General features: G+C 74.0%; 17 protein-coding genes. 1 reads left to right on the top strand and 16 read right to left on the bottom strand.

The window, feature by feature from the left end; genetic code table 11:
* Positions 1–76: 76 nt before the first annotated feature.
* From ACIBJE_RS02650 to ACIBJE_RS02595, 12 genes are read right to left on the bottom strand one after another with little or no spacing between them, the layout of a single operon-like run.
* Positions 77–532, bottom strand: coding sequence for a RidA family protein (locus tag ACIBJE_RS02650; RefSeq protein WP_396741992.1), 456 nt, complete (start codon positions 530–532; stop codon positions 77–79).
* Between the two features lie 23 nt (positions 533–555).
* Complete coding sequence (locus tag ACIBJE_RS02645) at positions 556–1,284, bottom strand: 2-keto-4-pentenoate hydratase (RefSeq protein ID WP_396741990.1); 729 nt, start codon at positions 1,282–1,284, stop codon at positions 556–558.
* Positions 1,281–2,354 carry a 4-hydroxy-2-oxovalerate aldolase gene (dmpG, locus tag ACIBJE_RS02640; protein WP_396741988.1) on the bottom strand — a complete coding sequence of 358 codons (1,074 nt, stop codon included), beginning with the start codon at positions 2,352–2,354 and terminating at the stop codon, positions 1,281–1,283. Before dmpG ends, ACIBJE_RS02645 begins: the two co-directional genes overlap by 4 nt.
* Entirely contained in the window at positions 2,351–3,301 is a 951-nt protein-coding gene (locus ACIBJE_RS02635; protein WP_396741986.1) for an acetaldehyde dehydrogenase (acetylating), read from the bottom strand. The genes dmpG and ACIBJE_RS02635 overlap by 4 nt, the downstream gene beginning before the upstream one ends.
* Positions 3,298–4,095 (bottom strand): 2-keto-4-pentenoate hydratase, encoded by a 798-nt coding sequence (locus ACIBJE_RS02630; RefSeq protein WP_396741984.1) that lies wholly within the window; start codon positions 4,093–4,095, stop codon positions 3,298–3,300. Before ACIBJE_RS02630 ends, ACIBJE_RS02635 begins: the two co-directional genes overlap by 4 nt.
* Positions 4,092–5,597 (bottom strand): 2-hydroxymuconic semialdehyde dehydrogenase, encoded by a 1,506-nt coding sequence (locus tag ACIBJE_RS02625; protein ID WP_396741982.1) that lies wholly within the window; start codon positions 5,595–5,597, stop codon positions 4,092–4,094. Before ACIBJE_RS02625 ends, ACIBJE_RS02630 begins: the two co-directional genes overlap by 4 nt.
* 14 nt (positions 5,598–5,611) lie before the next feature.
* Positions 5,612–5,872 carry a EutN/CcmL family microcompartment protein gene (locus tag ACIBJE_RS02620; protein ID WP_396741980.1) on the bottom strand — a complete coding sequence of 87 codons (261 nt, stop codon included), beginning with the start codon at positions 5,870–5,872 and terminating at the stop codon, positions 5,612–5,614.
* Positions 5,872–6,198, bottom strand: a complete 327-nt coding sequence (locus ACIBJE_RS02615; RefSeq protein ID WP_396741978.1) for a BMC domain-containing protein — start codon at positions 6,196–6,198, stop codon at positions 5,872–5,874. The genes ACIBJE_RS02620 and ACIBJE_RS02615 overlap by 1 nt, the downstream gene beginning before the upstream one ends.
* 17 nt (positions 6,199–6,215) lie before the next feature.
* Complete coding sequence (locus ACIBJE_RS02610; RefSeq protein WP_396741976.1) at positions 6,216–6,506, bottom strand: BMC domain-containing protein; 291 nt, start codon at positions 6,504–6,506, stop codon at positions 6,216–6,218.
* Positions 6,507–6,526: 20 nt separating this feature from the next.
* On the bottom strand, positions 6,527–7,357 hold the full coding sequence (locus tag ACIBJE_RS02605; protein WP_396741974.1) for a 2-amino-5-chlorophenol 1,6-dioxygenase subunit alpha: 831 nt from the start codon (positions 7,355–7,357) through the stop codon (positions 6,527–6,529).
* The gene (locus tag ACIBJE_RS02600) at positions 7,350–8,339 is read right to left on the bottom strand and encodes a tRNA U-34 5-methylaminomethyl-2-thiouridine biosynthesis protein (RefSeq protein WP_396741972.1); all 990 of its coding nucleotides are present in this window, start codon (positions 8,337–8,339) and stop codon (positions 7,350–7,352) included. Before ACIBJE_RS02600 ends, ACIBJE_RS02605 begins: the two co-directional genes overlap by 8 nt.
* On the bottom strand, positions 8,336–10,357 hold the full coding sequence (locus tag ACIBJE_RS02595; RefSeq protein ID WP_396741970.1) for a hydantoinase B/oxoprolinase family protein: 2,022 nt from the start codon (positions 10,355–10,357) through the stop codon (positions 8,336–8,338). The genes ACIBJE_RS02600 and ACIBJE_RS02595 overlap by 4 nt, the downstream gene beginning before the upstream one ends.
* Before the next feature lie 101 nt (positions 10,358–10,458).
* On the opposite strand from ACIBJE_RS02595, the gene ACIBJE_RS02590 reads away from it, so the two are divergent.
* Positions 10,459–11,298 (top strand): IclR family transcriptional regulator, encoded by an 840-nt coding sequence (locus tag ACIBJE_RS02590; RefSeq protein WP_396741968.1) that lies wholly within the window; start codon positions 10,459–10,461, stop codon positions 11,296–11,298.
* A gap of 56 nt (positions 11,299–11,354) precedes the next feature.
* On the opposite strand, the gene ACIBJE_RS02585 is transcribed toward ACIBJE_RS02590, so the two are convergent.
* From ACIBJE_RS02585 to ACIBJE_RS02570, 4 genes are read right to left on the bottom strand one after another with little or no spacing between them, the layout of a single operon-like run.
* The gene (locus tag ACIBJE_RS02585) at positions 11,355–12,977 is read right to left on the bottom strand and encodes a thiamine pyrophosphate-binding protein (RefSeq protein ID WP_396741966.1); all 1,623 of its coding nucleotides are present in this window, start codon (positions 12,975–12,977) and stop codon (positions 11,355–11,357) included.
* On the bottom strand, positions 12,974–13,726 hold the full coding sequence (locus ACIBJE_RS02580; protein ID WP_396741964.1) for an enoyl-CoA hydratase/isomerase family protein: 753 nt from the start codon (positions 13,724–13,726) through the stop codon (positions 12,974–12,976). Before ACIBJE_RS02580 ends, ACIBJE_RS02585 begins: the two co-directional genes overlap by 4 nt.
* A complete protein-coding gene (purB, locus tag ACIBJE_RS02575; protein WP_396741962.1) occupies positions 13,723–15,081 on the bottom strand; it encodes an adenylosuccinate lyase in 1,359 nt (452 codons plus the stop codon). Before purB ends, ACIBJE_RS02580 begins: the two co-directional genes overlap by 4 nt.
* Positions 15,081–15,971 carry a class I adenylate-forming enzyme family protein gene (locus ACIBJE_RS02570; protein ID WP_396742233.1) on the bottom strand — a complete coding sequence of 297 codons (891 nt, stop codon included), beginning with the start codon at positions 15,969–15,971 and terminating at the stop codon, positions 15,081–15,083. Before ACIBJE_RS02570 ends, purB begins: the two co-directional genes overlap by 1 nt.
* Between the last annotated feature and the right edge of the window lie 3 nt (positions 15,972–15,974).

The following is a 15,974-nucleotide window of genomic DNA, read 5'->3' as shown; positions in this document are numbered from 1 at the left end:
GGCGGGTGCAGAGCAAAGGACGGAAGGAACATGGCCGATCCGGCCGGGGAAGCGACGCGGTGTCACCGCTCGACGGTCACCCCGGCGGCAGGTACGCGACCGCCTGGATCTCGATGAGCAGGTGCGGGTGTGGCAACTGGTGCACCGCCACGGTGGTGCGGGTGGGGCCCGTCTCGTCGAAGTACTCGGCGTACACCGCGTTGTAGCCACCGAAGTCGTTCATGTTGGTCAGGTACGTGGTGACCTGCACCAGGTCCGTCAGGTCCGCACCCCGGTCGCGCAGGATGTCGCGCAGGTTCCCGATCACCGCCCGGGTCTGCGCGGCGATGTCGAGGCTGGTGGTGCCCATCTCGTCGACCGTGGCGCCGACGATGGTGTTGTCCGGGCGGCGGCTGCTCGTACCGGAGACGAAGAGGAAGTCACCGGCGACCTTGACGTGCGGGAAGCGGCCCCGGGGGGTGGCCTTGCCGGGCACCACGCGGCCGGCGGACCGGCCGGCCGGGGCCGGGCCGCCCGCAGCGGCGGCGCTCACGCCACGGTCCGGACCGGCGGCGCTCACGCCACGGCCCGCAGCGAGGCGGTGCCGAGCTGCTCGACCACGGCCCGCACGTGCGCGCCCGGCCGCAGCGGCACGGCGGCGGTGGCGGCCCCGGCCAGCAGGATCCAGCGCTCCGGCAGGTCCACGTCGTGACCGGCGGCGAGCCGGACGGCCTCGTCGACGGCCCGGCGGGGGTCACCGAGGATGGCGGCGGTCGACCCGACCTGGGCCGCCCGGCCGTCGATCTCCAGCAGGACGCCGAGGTTCGCCACCTCCGGCGGGACCGGCTGCCAGGCCCCGGTGACGAAGCCGGCGGCGCTGGTGTTGTCGGCGACCACCTCGGGGAGGGTGAACCGGAAGTCGACGTACCGGGAGTCGATCACCTCGACGGCCGGGGCGACGGCGACGGCCCGGCCCGCCTCGACCAGGAAGGCGACTTCCGGTTCGACCTTCGGGTGGATGTGGACGCCGAGGTCGACGGTGCCGCCGTCGGGGATCCGCATGACGTCGGTGAGCCGCCCCCAGATGACGTCGGTGACACCCATCTGGAGCATCTTCGCCCGGCTGGTCAGGCCGAGCTTGAGCCCGACCAGCCGTTCGCCCCGGTCGAGCCGGCGACGGACCAGGTCGGCCTGGACGGCGTAGGCGTCGGCGACGTCCGGGCCGAGCGCGTCGCCGAACTGTGCGACGGCCCGCGCGGACCGCTGGGCCTCGTCCAGGACGGCGGCCGGTGTCGGGTCGTTCACTGTTGTGCTCCTTGTCGCATCGCTCCGGCCAGGTCCAGCGCCACGTCGACGATCATGTCCTCCTGGCCGCCGACCATCCGGCGTCGGCCGAGTTCGACCAGGATGGAGCGGACGTCCACGCCGTAGCGCTCGGACGCGCGCTCGGCATGCCGCAGGAAGCTGGAGTAGACGCCCGCGTAGCCGAGGGAGAGGGTCTCCCGGTCGACCTGGACCGGCCGGTCCTGAAGCGGACGGACCACGTCGTCGGCGGCGTCCATCAGGGCGAAGGTGTCGCAGCCGTGCCCCCAGCCGTGCAGGTCGGCGACGGCGGCGAACACCTCCAGCGGGGTGTTGCCGGCCCCGGCGCCCATTCCGGCCAGCGACGCGTCGACCCGTACGGTGCGCCCGTGCGGCGCGTCCGGACTCACCGGGGTGTCCCCGGTGATCCGGCCGTGCTCGACGGCGACGACGCTGTTGGCGACGCCGAGAGCGAGGTTGTGGTGGGCGTGGATACCGATCTGGGTGGTGGGTTCCAGCACCTGCCGGTACGCGTCGACCCGGTCGGCGACGTCGGACATCAGCAGCCGTCCGCCCGAGTCGGTGACGTAGACGCAGTGCGCGCCGTAGGACTCCATCAGCCGGGCCTGCCCGGCGAGGGTCGCCGGGTCGGCCATGTGCGACATCATCAGGAAGCCGGAGACGTCCATGTCGTTCTCCCGGGCCCAGGAGATGTGCTGGGCGGCGATGTCCGCCTCGGTGCAGTGGGTGGCGATCCGGACGCTGGTCACCCCGAGGGAGCGGGCGGCCCGCAGGTCGGCGATGGTGCCGATGCCGGGCAGCAGCAGGGTGGTCAGCCGGGCGCTCGTCAGCACCTCGGCGGCGGCGGTGATCCACTCGGCGTCGGTCGCGGCGCCGTGGCCGTAGGTGACGCTGGAGCCGGCGAGGCCGTCGCCGTGCGCCACCTCCACGGCGGCCACCCCGGCGGCGTCGAGCGCGGCGGCGATGGTCCGGACCTGGTCGACGGTGTAGCGGTGGGCGACGGCGTGCATGCCGTCGCGCAGGGTCACGTCCTGGAGGTAGAGGTCGGTCATCGCGCTCCCCTTCCGTCGCCGCTCGTCCCGGCCGGGAGCCGGGCGGCCAGGCGCTCGGCGGTGCGCAGGGCGGCCGAGGTCATGATGTCCAGGTTGCCGGCGTACGCGGGCAGGTAGTGCCCGGCGCCGGAGACCTCCAGGAAGACCGAGACCTGCCACCCGGTGAGGTGCCGGCCCAGCGCGGGCACGTACGTGTCGACCCGGTCGAACTGCACGTCCTGCTTGAGCCGGTAGCCGGGCACGTACCCCTGGACGGTGGCGACCATCGCGGTGACCGAGTCGGTGACCGCGTCGCGGTCGAGGTCCTCCTCGGGGCAGAGGCAGTAGACCGTGTCCCGCATCAGCAGCGGCGGATCGGCCGGATTGAGCACGATGATCGCCTTGCCCCGGGCCGCTCCGCCGACCACCTCGATGGCGCGGGCGGTGGTCTCGGTGAACTCGTCGATGTTCGCCCGGGTGCCCGGTCCGGCCGAGCGGGAGGCGATCGAGGCGACGATCTCCCCGTACGCCACCGGGGTGGCCCGGCCGACGGCGGCGACGATCGGCACGGTGGCCTGCCCGCCGCAGGTCACCATGTTCACGTTGCGCTCGCCGAGGTGCTCGTCGAGGTTGACCGGCGGCACCACGTACGGCCCGATCGCGGCCGGGGTCAGGTCGACCACGGTGCGGCCGTGGGCGCGCAGCACCGCGTCGTTGCGGGCGTGCGCACCGGCCGAGGTGGCGTCGAAGACCAGCCCGACATCGGCGAACTCGGGCATCGCCACCAGCCCGTCCACGCCGTCGGCGGTGGTCGCCACGCCGAGCCGGCGGGCCCGGGCGAGCCCGTCGGAGGCGGGGTCGATGCCGACCATCGCCACCATCCGCAGCGACTCCGACAGCCGCAGCACCTTGATCATCAGGTCGGTGCCGATGTTGCCGGAGCCGATCACCGCCACGCCGACGCTCATGCCCGGTCCCCCTTCGTGAAACAGGCCCGGACGCTGCCGAGACCGGAGATCCGCGCCTCGTACCCGGCGCCCGGGGTGACCGGCACCATCGGGCCGAGCGCCCCGGAGAGCACCACGTCCCCGGCACGCAGCGGGTCGCCGGCCCGGGCCATCGTGGTGGCCAGCCAGCCCAGCGCGTGCAGCGGGTTGCCCAGGCAGGCCGCGCCCGCGCCGACCGACACCGGCTCCCCCGCGTGCTCCAGCACCATCCCCACCAGCCGCAGGTCGAGCCCGTCGAGCCGGCGCGGCACGGTACCGAGGACGAAGAGCCCGCTGGAGGCGTTGTCGGCGACGGTGTCCACGATGGAGATGTCCCAGCCGGCGATCCGTGAGTCGACCACCTCGATCGCCGGCAGCACGTGGTCCACCGCCCGCAGCAGGTCCACGGTGGTGACCCGCTCGTCGATGAGGTCGTCGGCGAGGACGAAGGCGACCTCGGCCTCCACCCGGGGTTGCAGCAGTCCGTCGAGCGGGATCTCCGCCCCGTCGGGCACCGCCATCACGTCGGTGAGCAGCCCGAAGTCGGGTTGGTGCACGCCAAGGGCGTCCTGCACCGCCGGGGAGGTCAGGCCGATCTTGACGCCGACCCGGCGTTGCCCGGCGGCCAGCCAGGCATCCACCTGCTCGCGCTGCGTCGCGTACGCCGCCTCGACGTCCCCCTCGGGCAGCAGCCGGCCGCGCAGCGGCGCGCAGGGCCGGCCGGTCCGGCGGGCCTCGGTCAGGTCCCGGGCCGCGGCCCGGTGTGCGTCGCTCATGTCAGGTCCACGCAGACGTTCGTCAGTTCGGAGTAGAAGTCCAGCGAGTGCACGCCGCCCTCCCGGCCCACGCCGGAGGCGCGCATCCCGCCGAACGGGGTGCGCAGGTCCCGCAGGAACCAGGTGTTGACCCAGACGATCCCGGTGTCCAGGGCGGCCCCGGCCCGGTGCGCACGGCCGACGTCCCGGGTCCACACCGTCGCCGCCAGGCCGTACGGGGTGCCGTTGGCCAGGGCGAACGCCTCCTGCTCGTCGTCGAACGGGGCGACGTGCACCACCGGGCCGAACACCTCCTCCTGGTTGGTGCGGGTGTTCGGGCCGAGCCCGGTGAGCACGGTGGGTTGCACGTACGCGCCGCCGTCGCGGGCGTCGCCGAAGGCCGGCACACCCCCGCCGGCCAGCACCTCGGCCCCCTCGGCGCGGGCCAGGTCGTAGCAGCCGAGCACCTTGTCCCGGTGGGTGTGCGAGATCAGCGGCATGGTCGCCGTCTCCGGGTCGGTCGGCCAGCCGTACGCCAGCGCACCGGCCCGCTCCGCGAGCCGGGCGGTGAACTCCTCGAAGACCGGCCGCTGGACGTAGATGCGCTCGGTGCAGAGGCACACCTGCCCGCCGTTGGTGAAGCTGGACCGCACCGAACCGGCGACCGCCGCGTCCAGGTCGGCGTCGGCGAAGACCAGGCCGGCGTTCTTGCCGCCGAGTTCGAAGGAGACCGCCTTCACGCCGTCGGCGGCGGCCCGCATGATGGCGCTGCCGGTGGCCGACTCGCCGGTGAAGGTGATCGCGTCCACTCCGGGGTGCCGGGTCAGGTGCTCCCCGGCCGAGCCCGGTCCGAAGCCGTGCACCAGGTTGAACACGCCCGCCGGCACGCCGGCCGCCGCCATCACCTCGGCGAGCAGCGTCGCCGAGGCGGGGGTCTCCTCGCTGGGCTTGACCACGACCGCGTTGCCGCAGGCCAGCGCGGGGGCCACCTTCCAGGTGAGCAGCAGTAGCGGCAGGTTCCACGGCACGATGACCGCGACCACACCGACCGGCTTGCGCAGCGCGTAGTTCAGCGCCCGACCGCCGGTGGGGGTGACCGTGGTGAACGACTCCGTCGAGGCGGTCGCCACCACGTCGGCGAACGCCCGGAAGTTCGCCGCGCCGCGCGCCACGTCCAGGGTCCGGGCCTGGGCGAGCGCCTTGCCGGTGTCGGCGACCTCGGCGGTGACCAGGTCGTCGAAGCGGCGCTCCAGTTCGTCGGCGATCCGCCGCAGCACCTCGGCCCGTTCCCGTTCGCCCGTCCGGCCCCACGGGCCGCGCAGCGCGGCCCGCGCGGCGGCCACCGCGTCGTCCACGGTGCCCTCGGACGCCTCGACCACCTCGAAGATCGGCTCGCCGGTCACCGGGCTGCGCCGGGTGAACGTCCGGCCGCCGTCGACGAACTCTCCGCCGACGAAGTTGCGCAGCCGCACTGGCCCGTCCGGGGCCCGGCCCCCGGTCAGCCGGGGATCCCACACCGTCATGGTGTCCCTCTCCCTCAGTCGTCCCGGTTGGCTGGGTCGGCGACCAGTGCCACGACGGCGGCGTCCACCCCGTCCTGGCCGGTGAGCGCCGCCGCCGCCTCGTCGGTGGCGACGAGCACGGTGGTGCCGACGCCCACGTTCAGCGGGTCGACGGCGACCAGGTCGGCCCGGGCCGCGTCGTTGGACCTCGGTCGGACCAGGACCAACCGGCGACCCTGCAACGGGGGCAGGATCCGGTCGGCCCACACCTTGGCCACGACCTCACCGAGCAGCATCAGGAGTCCCCGCGCAGCTGGGCCATGACCTCGCGGATCCGGGCGGACTCCGGGTTCTCCAGCAGGGCCGCGGTGGTCGGGTGCGGCTTCGGGTACACCTGGGAGCTGCGCAGGTCGCCGTGCTGGCGGATGGCCGCCTCCCCGGCGGCGACGGCCTGCCGGACGGCGGCCAGGGTGCCCTGCACGGCCACGGCGAGGAAGCCGCTGGTGACCCGTTCCACCGCCACGCAGCGCACGTCAGCGGTCTTGATCATGGCTTCGATCCCGGCGGACAGGGCCACCACCCCCCGGGTCTCGACGATTCCGATCGCGTTGTCGGACGACATGTCTGGTTCTCCTCCGGTCAGTTGCCGACGAGTTGGGGGTCGACGGCCAAGGCGCTGACCGCGTCGCAGGGGCTGGCGAAGACGATGGAACGCACCGCGCGGCTCTTGGCGCGGGCGGTCCGCTCGCCGATGTCCACCGCCTCCTCGACGGTGGCGAGGTCACCGCGGAGCGCCACGGCGACGATCCCCCCACCGAGGCGGACGACCTTGGTCACCTCCACCTCGGTGGCCTTCACCATCGCGTCGACGGCGTCGAAGATCGGGGTGAATCCTTCGGCCTCGACGAAGCCGGCGGCCATGTTGCGCATGGTTGCTCCTCACAGGGGTTTCAGGGCAGGTTCCAGGACAGGACGGCGCCGCCGGTGCCCCAGATCGGTCCGTAGGCGTGCAGGTGGGCGGGGCCCTCGGTGGCGCCGGCTCCGGCGGCGAAGGCCAACGCCCGGAACTGGCTGTCGGCCTGGGCCTGCCGGGCGAAGTCCTCGCGGACCGCGAGTGCCCCGTCGGTGTCCCCGGCGACGAGCAGGTCCAGGACGCGGGTGTTCCACTGGTCGTGCCGGGCGTCGGAGATCCGGTCCCGGTCGGGTTCGATCCACTGCTGGATCAGCCCGGAGGAGAGCCCGCTGACCACGACCACCGCTGCCCGTAGCCCGGCCTCCCGGGCCGCCGCCGCCCCGGCGCGTCCCACGTCGGCGAGGGTCTGCGCGTCGGCGTAGAGGTTGCAGGAGACCTGCGCCCAGCGCAGCCGGTGGTCCGGGTCGAGCAGGTTCGAGGTGACGATGGTGCCGGCGTCGATGGGGAAGCCGTCGTAGCGGGTCTGGCGGGCCTGCATGCCGTCGGCCGCCACCCGGCCCGCCCACCGCTGGGTGAACGGCACGTCGACGTGCAGGTCGTAGCTGAGCAGGCCGTAGTCGTACGCGTACCAGTTCTCGTCGACGTGTTCGCCGCGCGGGTTCGGGTCGCACTGGAACTGGTGGCCGAGCACGGTGAACCACTGGGTGGAGAGCAGCAGCACCACGTCCGGGTCCAGCCGGCGCAGCCGCTCCCCGACGTCGCGGGTCGCGGCGGCCAGGGCCGCCCAGCTCGGCGCGGGCTCCTTGGCCAGCAGGTGGGGCATGCCGGGCAGCAGCGCCCCGGCGACGACTCCGGTCCGGTCAGCCACGGTGGCTCCTCTCCGGCTGCCACTCCACGACCGCGTTCCCGGTGCCGATGATGGTGCCGTAGCCGAGGACCTCCCCCGGCACGGCCGGCCAGCCCATGGCGGCGAGCAGCCAGGTCAGGCTGCCGGCCTTGGTCTCCGACGCGGTCGCCTCGATGTGTTCGCCGATCAGGCCGCGCAGCGGGGCGGTCGGGCCGCGCCGGATGGCCTCCAGCAGTTTCATGTCCCACCGGTACTGGTGGTTGTTGTACGGGTGCTCCCGTTCCATGTCCTCCGGCAGCTCCGGCTCCTCGTGCCAGTGCAGGTGGGACAGGGAGTTGGAGGCGAGCAGCACGGCCCGCCGGCCGGTTGCCTCGACGGCCCGCCGGGTCGCCTCGCCCAGCACCTCCATCTCCTCCAGTGACGCGTCGGAGTAGAAGTACGGGTTGTTGTTGGCCGACAGCGACACCACCGGGATGTCCCACGCCGGGTTGACCAGGTGCAGGGCACCGATGGTGGCGTAGTCGACCCGGACCCGGGGGTCGCGCATCGCCCGGGTGACCAGACCGAGACCGGTCGCCTCCTCGACGATCGCCTCGCCGAGTTCCACGTCGGTGCGGAAGTCGTAGTGGTACCGGAACAGGTGCGGGAAGATCGGCTCGACCGAGACGCCGCGCGGGTTGGGCGCGCAGTTCACGTGGTGGCCGACCATGGTGATCCAGTGCGGGGCGTGCACGATCAGCACGTCCGGGCGGTGCACCTCGCGGATCCGCTGCCGCAGCCGCTCGTACGCCCAGCGCAGCATCTCCCAGCCGCCGGTGGAGCGGGGCTCGTTCTGCGGCGGGTTCTCCGCGTAGATCAGGTGCGGCGGGTGCGGGCTGAGGCAGCCGGCGACGATGCCCGGCCCGGAGTTGGCGGCCGGCGCGGGCGGTGGTCCGCCCACGGGGGCCGGCTGTCCGGCCGACCGGCCGGTGGGGACGACCGGCAACTGGAAGACCCTGCTCATGACTGCTCCTCCCGGTCGGTCAGCACCCGCACCCAGGAACGCTCGCCGGCGTCGCAGCCGAGGATGCGCAGCCCCGCGTCGTCCACGGCGAGCTGGTCGTCGGCGAGCGCCGGGTCATGGCGGATCCAGGCCCGCAGCGGTGCCGGATGGACGCCGTGCACCTCCACGAGGGTGTCCTCGGCGAGCCCGGCCCCGGGTGCGACGTAGGCCAGGCGACGGCTGCCCCGGCGTCCGGTGTACGGCGGCCGGGCGCTGGACACCGTCCGCAGCCAGCACCGTTCGGCGCGGAGCCGTACGCGCGCCTCGACCGTGGCGGCGACGTCGACGTCACCCGACGGTCCCAGCACCACGCCGTAGCGCCGGTACGCCTGCGCCCCGGTCAGGTACTCCTGGGCCACGTCGTCGGCGACGTCGGCGGGCAGGCGGTCGAGCGGGTCGCCCCAGCCGCCACCCCCGGCGGACTCCATCACCAGCACGTCGCCGGAGCGCATCGGGTGTCCGGCGACCTTGCCCGGGGTGACGAAGTCCTCCCGCGCGCCGTCGGCCCGCCGGATGTGGGTGACCGTGGGGGCACCGGGCCCGCCGTGGCGCAGCCCGTACGGCGGCACGGTGGTCCGGTCGGTCTGCACCGAGTACGCCCCGGCGCTGGCCAGCAGCCGGGTGGCCCGCAGGGTGCCGAGGCCGCCGCGGCGTTCGCCGTCGCCGCAGGAGGCCGGACGCAGTTCACACGCCTCGACCAGGATCGGGATCTCCGCCTCCAGCCGTTCGACGGACTGGATGGTGGAGATGTCCCCCAGGTCGACGGGGTTCATCGCGCTCGGCCCGTCGGCCTCGGCGAACCCGCCGTTGCCGCCGGCCGGATAGTCGTAGTAGAGGTACGGCCGGCCGGTGTGCTCGTCCACCCCGCCGATCAGGTTCTGGAAGGTGGTGCCGAACTGGTCGGCCGCGACCAGGTCGGGCGCGACCTGGCTGAGGGCCGCCATCACCGAGGAGATGACCCGCTTGCGGACCTCGCTGTGCGCGTTGGCCGGGGCGGGATACTCCACGTGCACGACGGTGCCCGGCTCGGTGTGCACCCGCAGTGGGCGGAACGCGCCGTGGTTGACCAGGCCGCCCGGGTCGAGGGCGGACTTCACCGCGATGAACACCCCGGCGACGGTCATCGCGCGCGACGAGTTGACCACGGCCGCCACCTGCGTCGTCGAGCCCCGGAAGTCGGCTTCGATCTCGTCGTCCCGGACGGTCAGCGCGCAGCGCACCAGCGCGGCGTCGTACCGACCGTCGGTGTAGAGGTCGAGGTAGTCCTCGTAGTGGTAGGTGCCGTCGGGCAGGTCGCGGATCATGTCGCGCAGCCGCTGCTCGGTCCGGTCCATGTTCGCCGCGACGCACTCCAGCAGCAGGTCGACGCCGTACCGGTCGACCATCGCGCGCAGCCGGCGTTCGGCGGTGCGGCAGGCGGCGATGCTGGACTCCAGGTCGCCCCGGCGCTCCTCGGCCATCCGCACGTTGGCGAAGACGATGTCGAACGCGGCCCGGTTGGGCCGGCCCTGCTCGATGAGGCGGATCGGCGGGATGCGCAGCCCCTCCTGGAGGATCTCGGTGGCCTGGCCGGAGACGCTGCCCGGCGTCATCCCGCCGATGTCCGCCCAGTGCATCCGCACGCAGGGGAAGAGGAACAGCTGGTCGTCGACGAAGACCGGGCTGATCAGCGTCACGTCGTTGAGGTGGCTGCCGCCCCGGTACGGGTCGTTGACGATGTAGAGGTCGCCGGGGCGCATCTCGTCGGCGAAGTCGGCGAAGATCTCGGCCACCGAGGCGGGCATGGCGATGACGTGGCCGGGCATGTCCCGCCCCTGGGCGACCATCTGGCCCCGGGGGTCGAAGAGTGCGCAGGAGAAGTCCTGCGCGTCGGCGATCACCGGCGAGTGGGCGGTCCGGAAGATCGTCTGACGCATCTCCCGGACGATCGAGATCAGACCCTCGGTGACGATCTCGAGTTCGATCGGGTTCACGGTCATGCTGACCTCACTGACTGTCGGTGGGGAAGGGCCCCTCCGGCGGGGCAGATGGACCACCATGTGGTCCTAGAGTTATATTGTGAAACCTAGCAACCGCGAAGATGGGAAGCAAGATGTCGTACGCGACCGAACCGACGGCCACCGTCGCCGAACCGGCCGCCCGGGAGTCCGGCACGCAGGCGCTGGACCGCGCGCTCGCCGTGCTGCTGGCCTTCCGGGGTGACGTGGTCGAGCGCAAGGTGAGCGACGTCAGCCGCGAACTGGGGCTGCACAAGTCGACGGCCAGCCGTCTGTTCCGCGCCCTGGCCGACGCGGGATTCCTGCAACGCAACGAGGAGACCGGCGCCTACCGGCTCGGGGTCACCGTCTTCGAGCTGGGCGCGCGTTACCTCGACGGCATCGACCTGCACGCGCTGGCCCGGCCGCTGGTGCACGAGCTGGCCGAGCGGGAGGGCGAGAGCGTCAACCTGGCCGTCCGGGAGGGGCTCGACGCGATCTCCCTCTACATCGCCCAGGGCACCCGCAACGTACAACTGGTCTCCCGGCTGGGGCGACGCATTCCGCTCTGGGTCAGCGCCGCCGGCAAGGCGCTGCTGGTCGACCACGACGACGACGCGCTGCGCCGGATGCTGTCGGACGCGCCGCTGGCCGCGCTGACCCCCAACACCATCACCTCGCGGGACGCGTTCCTCACCCACATGGCCGGGGTCCGCGAACGCGGCTGGGCGCTCAACGACGAGGAGAGCGAACTCGGCCTCCGGGTGGTGGCCGCCCCCGTCCGGGACCGGTTCGGCGCGGTGACCGCCGCGATCAGCGTCTCCGGCCCGATCTTCCGGCTCGACCGGGACCGGGTCGAGGAACTGGCCGAGGCGGCCCGGCACACCGCCGACGAGCTGTCCCGCCAGCTCGGCCACGGCTTCGGCGCGGTCTGGGGCGACTGACCCCCCGCCCCGGCGGACCGCCGGCACGCCGACGGCGGACGACACGGGCCGGCGGTTCAGAAGCGCTCCTGGACGACGTCGGGGGTCACCCGCACGTGCAGCAGCACCGGCCCGGTCAGCGGCAGGACGGCGTCGAGCGCCGCCTCCGCCCCGGCGGTGTCGGTGACGGTGTACGCGGTGAGCCCGAGCGCGCGGGCCACCGCGGCCAGGTCCCGGTCCGGGAAACGGGCCGGGGCCGGGTCCACCCCGCGTGGCCGCAGCTTGCGCACCTCCGCGCCGTACGCCGAGTCGTCGAGCACCACCAGCAGCACGGCGGCTCCGGTGCGGGCGAGGGTGTCCAGCTCCCCGAGTCCGGTGAGCAGGCTGCCGTCGCCCTCGAACGCGACCACCGGCCGGTCCGGGCGGCCCACCGCCGCGCCGACGGCGAACGGCAGGCCGACGCCGATGCTGCCGAACTCCCAGGGCGCGACCAGGGACCGGTCTGTCGCGGCCGAGTCCAGCAGCAGGTTGGGCCAGCCGCCGAAGTGCCCCACCCCGACCACCGTGGTCCGTTCCGCCGGCAGCCGGCCGGCGCAGACCCGGACGAACTCTCGGGGGTCGATCCGGTCCGGCGTGGAGCAGACGTCCAGGTCGGCGAAGGGGTCGGCGGCGGCGAGGTCGGCCGCCAGTTCCGCCGTCCGCCAGTCCGGTCGCGACTGTGGCGCCAGCAGCGCGCCGACCGCCCGCGCGGTGGTGCCGGCGTCGCCGAGCACCGCGTCGTCGACCGGCCAGCGGGCGCCCGGCGCGGCCGGGTCGGTGTCGACCGCGACCACGGTGGCCGCGCCGGCCAGGGTGCCGTGGTCGGCGGTCCACCGGTTCCAGCCCGCGCCGAAGGTGACCACCAGGTCCGCCTCGGCGAACATCCGCCGGGTGAGCGGGCGGGCCAGCCCACCGGCCACCCCGAGGTGGTACGGGTGCCCGGCGAACAGCCCGGCCGCCATCAGGGTGGTGGCCAGCAGCGCACCGCTGCGGTCGGCCAGTTCGCGGATCGCCGGACCGGCCGACTCGGCACCCCGGCCGGCGAGCAGCACCGGACGGCGGGCCGCCCGGAGGCGGTCGGCGAGCGCGGCGACCGCCTCCGGATGCGGCGCGGGCGGCTGCGCGGGACGCGGCGGCACGTGCGGCACGCACGGCGGCGCGCCGGACGGCACCGGTTCGTCCTGGAGGTCCATCGGCACGTTCAGCACCACCGGACCGGGCAGCTCCCGGGCCTGCCGGAAGGCCCGCGCCAGGTCCCGAACGGCCGTGGCGGGGGTCGCCACCGGCACGAAGCTACCCGCCGTGGCCAGCGCGAACGGCTGCTGGTCGAAGTGCTGCACATGCCCCGGGTCGGCCGGCGGAGTGTCCCCGGCGACCAGCACCAACGGGGTGCGCGCCTGCCGGGCGATGGTCAGCGCCGCGCCGGCCACCGCCAGGCCCGGCCCCTGGGTCACCGTGGCGACCGCGCAGCGGCCGGTCACCCGGGCGTACCCGTCGGCCATCATCACCGCGGCGTTCTCGTTGCGGGCCGCCACGAACCGCACACCGTGCCGTTCGATCAGGTCGGTGACCAGGAACATGTTGGCGTCGCCTAGCAGGCCGAAGATGGTGTCCACGCCGTGCGCCACGATCGCGTCGGCGAGCGCCTGGTAGGCCCTCACCGCGCCGTCCCCCCGATCCGGTAGTCGCCGGCCCCGCGCAACGCCACACCCAGCCCGGCCAGGTACGAGTCGGTGGCGACCGCGTCGAACCGGGGCCCCGCCAACCGGGCGGTCCGCTTGGTCATCGACCGGGCCACCGGCGACGTGGCCAGCAGCCGGTCGACCAGCCGTTCCCCCGCCGCCGCCAGCCCGTCGGGCGGGACGCAGGCGGTGACCAGGTCGTACCGGAGCAGGTCGGCCGGGTCGATCCGCTCCTCCAGCAGCAGCCACCGCTTGGCCCGGTCGGCCCCGACCAGGTCGGCCAGGATCGCCATGCCACTCCAGGTCAGCGGGATGCCGAAGGTCACCTCCGGGAAGGTGAGGTGGCAGGTGTCGCTGGCCACCCGCAGGTCGGCGGCGAGCCCGAGGACCGCGCCGGACCCGATGGCCGGGCCGTTGAACAGGGTCACCGTGGTCTGGTCCAGCCGGTACCAGCGCTCCACCAGCTCGGCGGTGCGCCGCTGCACGCGGGTGGTGGTCGCCGCGTCCAGGGTGGCCAGTTCGCGCAGGTCGGTGCCGGCGCAGAAGGCGGTGCCCGCGCCGGTGAGCACGACCACCTCCACCTCGTCGTCGCGGGCGAGGTCGTGCAGCACGTCCTCGAACCGGGCGAGCATGGCCAGGTCGAAGCTGTTGCGCCGGTGCGGCCGGTGCAGCGTCACCCGGGCCACCCGGCCGACACGTTCCAGGCGTACGGATTCGTCTGTGCTCACGGGGTCTCCGAGGTCAACAGGGCGCGGTCGACGAGGGCCGCCGCGTGGCCGACGTAGGACAGGGGGTCCAGCAGGGTGGCCAGGTCGGTGCCGGCCAGCGCGGCGGTGACCTGCGGGTCGGCCCGGAGCACCTCGGCGAACGGACGGTCCTGGTCGATGCTGTCCCGGACGATCCGCATCACCAGGTGGTGGGCCTGTTCCCGGCCGAGCGGGCCGGCCAGGCGCAGCATGACCGCCTCGGAGAGCACCAGCCCGCCGGTGACGTCGAGGTTGGCCCGCATCCGCTCCGGCGACACCCGGAGGTCGCCGAAGACCTCGACGAGACGTTCCAGCGCGCCGCCGATGAGGATGAACGACTCGGGCAGCAGCTTCCACAGCGTCATGCCGACGCCCATGTCCCGGTCGTCCTGCGCGACCATCGCCTGCATCGCCAGCGGCACCTGGGCGCGCAGCGTGCTCGACGCGGCGACGACCGCCTCGCAGCGGATCGGGTTGCGCTTGTGCGGCATCGTGCTGCTGCCGACCTGGCTGGCCCGCTGCGGCTCGTGCGCCTCGCCGATCTCGGTGCGGCCCAGGAAGTAGACCTCCCGGGCGAGCTTCTCCGCGCTGGCGGCGACCAGGCCCAGCACCATCAGGCACTCGGCGAACCGGTCGGGGGTGGCGTGCCAGGGGGTGTCGGCGACACCCAGGCCGAGTTCGGCGGCGACCGCCCGCTCCAGGGCGAACGCCTGCGGGCCGTACCCGGCCATGGTGCCGGCCGCCCCGCCCATGCTGGTCACCAGCAACCGCCGCCGCAGCTCGGTCAACCGGTCCCGGTGCCGCTGCAACTCGCTCTGCCACACCGCGCAGCGCAGCCCGAAGGTGGTGGGCAGGGCCTGCTGGCCGTGGGTCCGCGCCGGCATGGGCGTCTCGCGGTGCCGCAGCGCCAGCTTCCGCAGGATCCGGACCAGCTCGTCGACCTGCCGTTGCACGATGTCCAGGCCGGCCCGGCAACGCAGCACGAAGCCGGTGTCCATGACGTCCTGGGTGGTCGCGCCGAGGTGCACGTACCGGCCGGCGTCGCCGGGGCAGGCGGCGGTGAGCGCGCGGACCAGCGGCACCAGCGGGTGCACGGTGTCCGCCGCGTCACCGGCCAGCGCGGCGGTGTCGAGCTTGTCCACCCGGGCGGCGGCGGTGATCTGTTCGGCGGCGGCGTGCGGAATGACGCCCAGCGACGCCTGGCCCCGGGCGAGCGCCGCCTCCACGTCCAGCCAGGACTGCATGAGCTGCCGGTCGTTGAAGACCGACCGCATCTCCGCGTTGCCGAAGAAGCTGGTGACGGTCAGCGAGTCGAGGAAGCAGGAACCGAGCTGCATCAGCGTCCCTCCGTCCCGGCGGCGCGCAGCAGGGGCGCGACGGCCCGGCGGTCCACCTTGCCGGACGGCAGCATCGGCAGGTCGGGGACCACGCGCACCAGCGTCGGCACCTTGTGCCGGGCCAGCCGCCGGGCCGCCCCGGTGAGCAGCCGTTCGGGGTCGACCACCGCTCCGGCGGCCGGTACGACCAGCGCGCCGACCTCCTCGCCCCAGCGCGCCGACGGCACCCCGAGCACGCACACCTGCCCGACACCGGGCTCGTCGAGCAGGGCCGCCTCGACCTCGGCCGGGCTGACGTTCTCCCCGCCCCGGATGATCAGCTCCTTGGCCCGGCCGGTCAGGGTGAGCACCCGGTACACGTCGAGGGTGCCCAGGTCACCGGTGCGCAGCCAGCCGTCGTCGGTGAGCGCCGCGCGGGTGGCCGCCGGGTCGTCGAGGTAGCCGGCGGTGACCGACTCGCCGCGCACCAGCAGCTCGCCCGGTTCCCCGACGGGCACCGGCCGAGTCGTGCCCGGGGCCACCACGAGGGCGTCGAGACCGGGCACGATCCGCCCGACGGTGGTGCCGGGCAGCCCGCAGTCACCGTCGCCCGGGTCCACGCTGATGGTCGGCCCCGCCTCGGTCTGCCCGTACACCACGGCCACCCGGTGGAGCCCGAGCACCCGCGCGGTCCGCTCGACCACGGCCGGCGGGCAGTGCGCGCCGCCGAGGAAACCGACCCGCAACGACGACAGGTCCCACCGGCCCGGTTCCCGGAGCACCTGCTCGACCAGCAGGCCCGCCATGGTCGGCACGGCCTGGAGCACGGTGCACCGGTAGCGGGCGATGCCGTCGAGCACCTCCTCGGTGCGGAACCGCCGCCCGGAGACCCAGAGCGCCCCGGTGACCAGGGC

This window comes from Micromonospora sp. NPDC050187 (genome assembly GCF_044459745.1).
In the GTDB taxonomy this organism is placed as follows: domain Bacteria; phylum Actinomycetota; class Actinomycetes; order Mycobacteriales; family Micromonosporaceae; genus Micromonospora.
Note: the sequence above shows the minus strand (reverse complement) of the source record. Positions and strands in the feature narration are given on the sequence as shown.

Coding starts and splice junctions, on each gene's coding strand:
- purB (WP_396741962.1), bottom strand. CDS start 15,081: ATGCAGCTCGGTTCCTGCTTCCTCGACTCGCTGACCGTCACCAGCTTC.
- ACIBJE_RS02625 (WP_396741982.1), bottom strand. CDS start 5,597: ATGACGGTGTGGGATCCCCGGCTGACCGGGGGCCGGGCCCCGGACGGG.
- ACIBJE_RS02635 (WP_396741986.1), bottom strand. CDS start 3,301: ATGAGCGTCGGCGTGGCGGTGATCGGCTCCGGCAACATCGGCACCGAC.
- ACIBJE_RS02620 (WP_396741980.1), bottom strand. CDS start 5,872: ATGCTGCTCGGTGAGGTCGTGGCCAAGGTGTGGGCCGACCGGATCCTG.
- ACIBJE_RS02600 (WP_396741972.1), bottom strand. CDS start 8,339: ATGAGCAGGGTCTTCCAGTTGCCGGTCGTCCCCACCGGCCGGTCGGCC.
- ACIBJE_RS02630 (WP_396741984.1), bottom strand. CDS start 4,095: ATGAGCGACGCACACCGGGCCGCGGCCCGGGACCTGACCGAGGCCCGC.
- ACIBJE_RS02610 (WP_396741976.1), bottom strand. CDS start 6,506: ATGCGCAACATGGCCGCCGGCTTCGTCGAGGCCGAAGGATTCACCCCG.
- ACIBJE_RS02615 (WP_396741978.1), bottom strand. CDS start 6,198: ATGTCGTCCGACAACGCGATCGGAATCGTCGAGACCCGGGGGGTGGTG.
- ACIBJE_RS02590 (WP_396741968.1), top strand. CDS start 10,459: ATGGGAAGCAAGATGTCGTACGCGACCGAACCGACGGCCACCGTCGCC.
- ACIBJE_RS02595 (WP_396741970.1), bottom strand. CDS start 10,357: ATGACCGTGAACCCGATCGAACTCGAGATCGTCACCGAGGGTCTGATC.
- dmpG (WP_396741988.1), bottom strand. CDS start 2,354: ATGACCGACCTCTACCTCCAGGACGTGACCCTGCGCGACGGCATGCAC.